Origin of the sequence: Pseudoalteromonas sp. TAE79 (assembly GCF_000498015.1) — a bacterium.
Lineage (GTDB): Bacteria > Pseudomonadota > Gammaproteobacteria > Enterobacterales > Alteromonadaceae > Pseudoalteromonas.
Map to the genome: position 1 here is coordinate 126,450 of NZ_AUTL01000221.1, position 7,924 is coordinate 134,373.

At 38.5% G+C, this 7,924-nt stretch carries 7 protein-coding genes; 1 reads left to right on the top strand and 6 read right to left on the bottom strand.

Annotation, left to right across the window (positions count from 1 at the left end; translation table 11 throughout):
- Positions 1–33: 33 nt before the first annotated feature.
- From L655_RS0117270 to L655_RS0117295, 6 genes are all read right to left on the bottom strand, one after another.
- Positions 34–1,146, bottom strand: a complete 1,113-nt coding sequence (locus L655_RS0117270) for a HupE/UreJ family protein (protein ID WP_024605713.1) — start codon at positions 1,144–1,146, stop codon at positions 34–36.
- The gene (locus L655_RS0117275; protein ID WP_024605714.1) at positions 1,143–2,168 is read right to left on the bottom strand and encodes a hypothetical protein; all 1,026 of its coding nucleotides are present in this window, start codon (positions 2,166–2,168) and stop codon (positions 1,143–1,145) included. The genes L655_RS0117270 and L655_RS0117275 overlap by 4 nt, the downstream gene beginning before the upstream one ends.
- Positions 2,169–2,221: 53 nt before the next feature.
- Positions 2,222–2,731 (bottom strand): Ig-like domain-containing protein, encoded by a 510-nt coding sequence (locus L655_RS0117280; RefSeq protein WP_024605715.1) that lies wholly within the window; start codon positions 2,729–2,731, stop codon positions 2,222–2,224.
- Between the two features lie 11 nt (positions 2,732–2,742).
- Positions 2,743–4,335: a DUF4331 domain-containing protein gene (locus tag L655_RS0117285; RefSeq protein WP_024605716.1), complete on the bottom strand. Its 1,593-nt coding sequence runs from the start codon at positions 4,333–4,335 to the stop codon at positions 2,743–2,745.
- Between the two features lie 157 nt (positions 4,336–4,492).
- Positions 4,493–5,176 (bottom strand): anti-sigma factor, encoded by a 684-nt coding sequence (locus tag L655_RS0117290; RefSeq protein WP_024605717.1) that lies wholly within the window; start codon positions 5,174–5,176, stop codon positions 4,493–4,495.
- Positions 5,173–5,697 carry a sigma-70 family RNA polymerase sigma factor gene (locus L655_RS0117295; protein WP_024605718.1) on the bottom strand — a complete coding sequence of 175 codons (525 nt, stop codon included), beginning with the start codon at positions 5,695–5,697 and terminating at the stop codon, positions 5,173–5,175. The genes L655_RS0117290 and L655_RS0117295 overlap by 4 nt, the downstream gene beginning before the upstream one ends.
- Positions 5,698–6,047: 350 nt before the next feature.
- Between L655_RS0117295 and L655_RS0117300 the strand changes: the two genes are divergently transcribed.
- Positions 6,048–7,667, top strand: coding sequence for a diacylglycerol kinase family protein (locus L655_RS0117300; RefSeq protein ID WP_024605719.1), 1,620 nt, complete (start codon positions 6,048–6,050; stop codon positions 7,665–7,667).
- Positions 7,668–7,924 lie beyond the last annotated feature (257 nt).

Consider the following 7,924-nt stretch of genomic DNA (forward strand, 5'->3'; position numbering starts at 1 on the left):
CAATATTTTGGCTAGCTTTTTTATTTATACTATTTAAAAACGCTCGATTGACCACTGAAGTGCAATGATTGCGATAGCAACGGAGCCCATTGGCATTAACCACTTTTTATACCAAGTGTAGTGTCGTACATAAATGAGTATTGGTAAGGCTATCAGTAATATACTAAGTTGACCGATTTCGACGCCTAAATTAAACGCCAAAATACTGAGCAGTTGATAGTCGCTCGACAGGCCAAGCTCGCCAAGTACGCTCGCAAATCCCATGCCGTGCAGTAAACCAAAAGCAAAAGTAAGCCAACCTAAACGAAGTACCAACGGCCACACATTATTTAATGCTGCAAATAAAACCGATATAGCAATTCCAAGCTCTACCCAGCGACTATTTGGTGAGACTAAGTTCATAGCTGTTGCTGTAAGCGTAATAGAGTGCGCAAGCGTAAACGCGGTTACTATCCATGCTGTGTGTTTAATAATGTGTTTTTTAGAGCTAATACCTTGCCATGTTTTGTTACTACGTTTTAAAACACAGGTAAGTAATAGGGCGATTAAAAATAAAATATGATCAATACCTATCCAAATATGTAAAACACCTTGATAAACGTATTGATTGAACGTGCTTAAATAACTGGATTTTTCAAAGCTAAATGTTTGTTGTGCCTCGTTGATATTAAATACACGAGATACACCGTTTATATTTACAACAGATTTATGATTAGCATCGGTTTTAAAAAAAGCAGAATACGAAAGAGAGATTGTTTCACTATCATTGCAGCTAAACAGCAGCGGAATCACCAAATAAGGCTGGTTAAAATGGTTATCTAGCTGATAGATACCTTCACTTTTTAAAGGGCATGCTTGCGCGTTTTGCGTGATATTTAAACTTTCTGTAATGAAGTTATTAATTGAGCTGCGTTTTGCTTTTATTTCAGCCCACGAAATTTGCCCGTTTTTATCTAAATCTAGAGGCACTGCGTGCTCTAAGTCGGCGATATTAACTTGCCAGGTACCCGTGTATTGGCTTTTGTTGGTGTCGTTATCGTTCTTGCTATTTAGGGTTATATAACTTGTACTTAGTTGATGGGAAAAGCTGTAAGTTGAGAAAATACACAGCATTAAAGTGAGTATAAATAGATAAGGCGTTTTCATAGTGTATCTCGTTGCATCGCTTTTGCTTTAATAAGTAATTGCTCATCGGTGCTCATTTTAGCCTGTTGCCAATTAATATGAGCCCAGTAAAGTGCTTTTTCACGATTTTGTTGTACATCAAGGTAATATTTAGCTAAGTCACTTGCATGAAAAGAATCTTTACGAAGCTCTCTAAGTGTAACTCTTTTCGCCATTGTATTTTGCCATTTTTTATCGCGTTTATTTAGTTTTTTTTCTGCGATTGAAAGCCTTAGCAAAATAGCATCTTCTAAATTACTTTTATCTGGAAGCAGTACGCTTAATGTATTTAATACTTGTTGAGGTTGATTTAGCGCAATTTGAATATCGGCCCATAACACAATGAGGCTCACAGGAGCTTGAACTAAATCTACGCTTTGTAAGTGAGACAAAGCTTGCTTGTAGTTACTTAGACGGTAGCTCATTTCACTTAAAACATGGTTTGTAGCTAAACTAGTTTGGTTATTGTTTATAATTTTTACTAATGCTTGGTAGCTGTCTAAAACACTTTCATGCTGGCTTTGTACGTCTAGCACACAAGTGCTAGCAGTAATGGTGCTTACTTGACCAATCAAGGCAACACAGTGTTGTTTTGCTTTTGTAAATTCACCTTGGGTCATCAATATATTGGCCAGCAACAAATGGCTATTACTGTGCTTTGGTTCGGTAATCAAAACGTTGTTGGCAACGTTAATTGCTTCGTCAAAAAGGTGCTCTTTTTGTAAAACACGAGCATATAAGTAACCAATTTGAGACGTGGGTGTTTGGTTATATAACTGAGCTAAGCGGGTTTTAAGTAGCCCTTGTAAGCGCTCTGTTTGGCCTGCATATTGGCTATTAGTCACTAAAGTATTTATTTCGTCAACAGAGAGAGAGGCACTAAATGTTGAATTACTTTTGGCAATAACTGCATCATCTTTTGGGGTAAAAGGCGCAGCGCTCAACGCAAAGGGTGTTAGGCATAAAGTAATAAATGCGACGGACTTAAAAATTGATAAATGCATTATAAATATCCTTTGAAAAAAGCCATCCATGGCCTGTCAGCTTAATGACTTGGTTAGTTACCGTTTGTTGAAATTAATCCATCAACATCGGTATCTGTGTTTGTAAACACCCGACCGTTAACAGTTAACGGCTCTGCATTTGGCGCTTGATTAAATGCATCGGTTGCAAATTGAGCAAAGTCGACTTGTAGTGCGTCAATTGTAATGTTTACTGTTGCAGTTACTTGCGAATTAACGCCATCACTTACACCAAACATAAAACTATCTGAACCTGTCACTTCTTTATTTGGTGTATAGGTAAAGTTACCATCGCTATTAACGGTAACAGTTCCAAGAGTTGGTTCACTTGTTAATGAGTAAGTAAGCGAATCGCCATCATTATCGCTTGCGCTGAGCATATCGGTAATGCTTACTTCTGTTTGTGTAGTTAGCATTGCATCACTTGCGGTCGGCGCTGTGTTTACAACCGTTGTAGGTTGTTTTTTATCGTCATCGCTACTACATGCACCCAATGTTAATGCACTGAGGAGAACACAAATATGGGTAGTTTTTAAATTACGCATCAGTTAACTCCTTATTTAGATCCCGCAATAGGTGTTGCAAGGTATGGGAATGTTGAGTCCATCATTGTTGCATCAATAGGTGCGCCATCAGTAAATGGAACTGTACCCGTATTAGCATCCTCTGGTGTACAAAGGCCTAAGTCAGTGTCTTCACCATTTACAGGAATAGGATGACATAAACGACCCATCACAACACGAAGTGCAATATCAACCACATCATCACCCGGGCGACGACCATTTGGGAAGCCGGCTAAATCATTACCCGCTACACCAAATGCAGATTGATCAGCTTGCGCTGTTGCTGCAATGCCTGTATTTAAACGCAGCATTTCTGAAGGTGTTACAGTTGCTTGCTGATTAACGTCTGCAAAACCCGTTAAAAATGCAGTGATTAAATCAGTACGCGGGAAGTTAGTGGGTGCCAGAGTTTCAAAGTTAGTATCTAGTGTTGTATTAACCGCATCTTTAAACAAAATATTTAATAACTCTGGTAGTGCTGGGTGAGATACATAATCTAAGAATTGTGCATCATCTTTAGGGTGCGCTGTTGAAAATGCGTCTTTGTCTTTAATGCCAATTACAAGCTCATTTACAAGTGGGCTACCTAGGCGTGAGACCTGAGTTAATGCACCACCGTTTACCGCATTATTAGCAAATTTAGCATTTGGGTTTAATACACGTGCTTGAGGTAAGCTTGCCGTTGTCCACGAGCCAATTACACCGTTACCTTCACCAACAATACAACTCTTTGGTATTTCGATAGCGATTGATGTGACGTTTTTATCTGCAAGATCGTCGTTATCAGCAGATTGCGTTATACCACCTGGGAAACCACCGCCGTCACCAGCACCTGGGGCGCTATCACCTTCTACAGGTACATAGTTAACTAAATCAAATGTTTTACCTAGGTTAACTACAAATGGGTCTTTTCGTTGTCCTACAAAAACTTGTGCCATGTTTTCACAGTTAGGAATTGAAACCTGATAAACAAATTGGTCAGCATAAGTTTGATAATCACTCATCGATCCAAATGTTTTATCACCTACATAATCAAGCGGTTTAGAAAATGAGCTTGAGTTTGATGCAGTGTTATTTAATACCGTTGTTTCGCCAGTACGCTGCGCGCCGCTAATCATGGTCATTGTGTATGATTCACTAAAATTTGCTGCGCTGTCATCACCTGCAGCCACGCCGCCAACATTTTTAAGTGGTACCGAAACTGTTCGTTGATTACCTTCAGGTCCAACAGTTAATTGCACACCTTGATTATCATTAGGAAGCATGCTTTTAAAGTTAAACGCAAATGTAATATCTTCAACAGCATCGCCGTCGTTATCTATATGAATGCTGTAGGTAGCATCTGGGTCCATTGCAAAGTAATTAGGACCGCCGTATGCATCTTGCAGCGGGATATAGTTAGCTATTAGTGTTACAAAATCACCACGACCTTGTTCGTAACTATTAAATACATAAAAATCGGTTGAATCTAAAGTCGGGAAACGGCTTATATTTGGCGCTTCTCTGTGGCTAGATGCTTCACTTGGTGCACTTACAAATGTACTACATATTACTACTGCGAGTATTGATGGAGTTAAAGCTTTCATGACTTTGTCCTTTAGTTTTGATTGAAGTCATAGCTAATAACGGGGCAGGATTTAAATTGGATGCAAAAAAGTTAAATTAATTTTATATTTTGTTAAAAACTTAAATTGAGGATTGGCTGCTTTATACAAGCAGCCAATATTAGTCGTAATAGTAAGGTTATAAAAGTACTAGCTCTGTGGTGTATAACACCTCGGTCGGTGATCCATTTGGCGAGCCACCAATAGGTTCTAAACTTACTGCTAGCAATGCAATATCACTTGCGTTGAAGCGGTTATCTTTTAATAATGTTTTACTTCCTTGCTTGGGAAGTAAACCTAATGAAATAGGCGCATCTTGCCCTTTTAAAATCATCCAAAGCTGATAATCTTTATTTGTTTGAGCAACCAATTGACTACTGGCTTTGATAGAAAGCCCTTTGTCGTTAACATCAATAAACCATAATGATTGCTTATCTTGATTTTGGACCAAGGCAATTTGTTGCGTTTGAACAACATTATTAGAAGGTTGAATAATTAAAAAGGCTAAAACAATACACGCGGCTGTTGCAACAAAAGACCATGTACGCCAAATAGATGGCTTAGTATGTATAACCGTTTTACTTGTTTGTGGCCTGTTTTCAATGCGCTGTAGAATATTTATCCATACATCGTCATGTGGCGTTTTCGGTGTAATAGCACTCGCTAAGTTATTTAGGTTTTGCTCCCACATACTTGTTGCTTCACGTGCTTGGTTCGAACTAAGCAAAAGACGCTGAAAGCGCTTACGGGCAAGTCCTCTAAGTGTGCCAAGCACATACTGCCCAGCAAGTGCGTCTAATAATTCGGGTTTATTATAATTCATAATGTTAAACACCTTTGTAGCTGCATGAGCCCACGCCTGATCCAGCTTTTAACTGTACCTAATGGCGTTTCGATATGAGCCACTAATTCGCTATGACTCAGCCCCTTGTAATAAGCTAAGTGAATAGCTTGTTTTTGTTGCGGCTCAAGTTGTTCGATACAATTAACCAGTTTTGTTTCTTCATCGTAATTAACATCGATGCATTCATTCTCATATTTATCATCGCCTAACGACTGCTCTTTTCGTACTTTGTGATAGCGCAGCGAGTCGAGACTTCTATACCTAACTATACTTATCATCCAGCTTATAACAGTGCCTTTTGAAGCATTATACTCAGATGCGTTATGCCAAATTTTTATAAAAGCATCTTGTAATGCTTCCTCGGCATGGGCTCTATTTGTGAGCATGTTTAAACTAATAGCAAAAAGTTTGCCGCTAGTTTGCTGGTACAAGCTCGAGAAAGCATTTTTGTCACCTTGTGCTGTTGCGCACAAAAGAGGGAGTAAATCATCGTTATCCATAGGGGTCTTGTTTTTCTTATTATCATTGAGTAAACGGTTGAGGGCGTGATTTGGATGCAAAAAATTTTAATTGATTTTTAGATTAGCTGCTTTATACGTTAGTACAAGCAATAACCGATCAGTATTTGAAATTTAGATGTGTAAGTATAATTTATTCACATGTTTGTAAAAAATGCACAAAGAGCAGATTGCACTTAAATTTATTTTATTATTAATGTTATATATCAATAATTTATGATTTTAATTTGAATTTAAAATGCCGTTTATATGGCGTGATATTTGCAAAAGAGTACATAAAGCCGTTTAAATTAGAATTAGAAAATCGGAATTATTTACACAAAGGAGAGATTATGTGGGCTGCAGTTGGTTATTCACTTTTAGCATTACTACTTATTTTTATTGGGTGGGAAGTAAACTCTGTTTACTTTGCTATTGTTTTTTATTGGACTGCGCTGTCACTTTTATTAGTGAGTACCGCATATATTTTTAATACAGCAAAAATATTTAGAAAACGTGAAAATGGAGTGATCCCATTTTATATACGTTGGGCGTTTGTGCCATTTTTATTTGGTGTGCAAATTTATAATGCCTGGTCGCGTAAGCATGACAAAGTACCGCCCATTCAACAAGTAAACGAAAATCTATTTTTAGCTTGCCGATTATTTCCCTCAGACATAGACACATTAAAAGATAACGGAATTACAGCGATTTTGGATGTAACGTGCGAGTTTGACGGTCTAGAGTGGAGTTCAACGCAAGAGAACTTTAATTACTTAAATATTCCGGTGCTTGATCATAGTGTCCCTTCACATTCGCAGCTGAATCAGGCTATTAATTGGATACATCACCATATTAAAGAAAATCGTCGCGTAGTTGTACATTGCGCCTTAGGCCGTGGGCGGTCTGTTTTTGTAATGGCGGCTTATTTATTGAGTCAAAACAAAAATGCAGATGTACATGAAGTACTTGCGCAAATAAAAGAAACCCGCGAAACCGCAAATTTAAATAAGCATCAACTTCGCCATTTAGCTAAGCGACATAAAAAAGGCGAATTACTGATTAAAAACAAAGCCGTTTTAATTGCTAACCCTGTATCTGGTACACGATTATGGGAAGAAAAAGAGCACTTAATTGTTGCGCGGCTATCGGACTATTACGATTTGAAAGTACTCACTACTACAAAAGAAGTTAACGGTATTGAGCTGGCTAAACAGGAAATTGCGCAAAATCCGGATATTATTATCGCATGCGGGGGAGATGGTACAGTGGCCGAAGTTGCAAGCGTACTTGTAAATACACAATGTAAACTAGGCATCATCCCTATGGGGACTGCAAACGCCCTTGCGCATGTATTGATGGGTATTACCTCTAAGTTTATTCCAGTAGAACAAGCCTGTGACCTAATTATAGATGGTCAAACAAGCATAATAGATACTGCTTATTGTAATAATGAATTAGTACTTTTATTAGCGGGCATTGGTTTTGAGCAATCAATGATAGAAAAAGCAGATAGAGAGTCGAAAAATAAGTCGGGGCAACTTGCCTATCTAAATGGTTTTTTTGAAGCGTTTGGCGAACAAAAATCACAGCTACTTAATGTAAAACTCGACGATAATGAGCCCAAAGAAATATGTACAAATAGCTTTATTGTGGCAAATGCCGCGCCTTTTACAACATTATTGGCTCAAGGTGGTGGGCAGCCAGATCATAGTGACGGGCTTCTTGATGTAAATTGGCTAACACCCAATAATGAAAACTCAACAACCATTTTAAGTATTGCTGAGCTGATGTACAGTAGCTTAACGCAAACACATTTAGCTATAAACTCGCACCATACAAATGCTAAAAGAGTCGAGGTTACAGGCGAAGGTGAGCTTAAATACGTACTTGATGGTGAAATTAAAACTGCTCACAAACTCGTTATTACTATTGAGCCGGCTTCATTAAATGTGATTTGCAAAGAGCAATAAATCGCGCTAGTTATAATCAAAAAAGGAGCTAAATTAGCTCCTTTTTTGTTTGCCCAGCGAAGCTGGCAAACCCGATAGGCTGAAAGATGCCTTATCACCCTGACTAAGGGGAAGATAATCTGAATGGCAAGGGCGTCACTGGCCAACGGTGGGGTCTGAAGGAAGCCATAAGAAGTTAGAGGTACACAACTAACCGTAACCTGTTTCGGCAGTATTGGTGGGTCAGCGTGCAAAATAGCGCAACGCCCTATACTTAG